The organism is Monashia sp. HAY1-5C (genome assembly GCF_056755255.1).
The window spans coordinates 1-270 of the sequence record NZ_JBPGXG010000374.1; the positions used below are offsets into that span (position 1 = coordinate 1).

The 270-nt window shown below is 44.8% G+C and carries 1 protein-coding gene; it reads right to left on the reverse strand.

Annotated elements, in window-relative coordinates:
* On the reverse strand, positions 1–270 hold a 270-nt coding region (locus tag ACR9ZK_RS22095; RefSeq protein ID WP_481344092.1), incomplete at both ends, for a hypothetical protein.

Below are 270 nucleotides of genomic sequence, written 5' to 3' on the forward strand. Positions count from 1 at the left end.
GTGTGGCTAAGCAGAATTTTGGCTTCCTGAAGAACTCTTCCGGAAATAAGCTCCGACGTCGTTTTCCCTGTCATTTCCTTCACCGCCCTGTTCAAATGATTGACATGCAACGAAAGTTGTGAGGCAAATTCTGAAGGTGAGCGAAATTTGATGCGTTGCGTCACTTCCTCTATGGGAAACTGCCGTTCCAAAAGCTCCACAAACATATGTGTAATACGCTGCGAGGCGTTGGAATGAAATTCTTCCCTTTTTGATGAGGGATTCATTTTC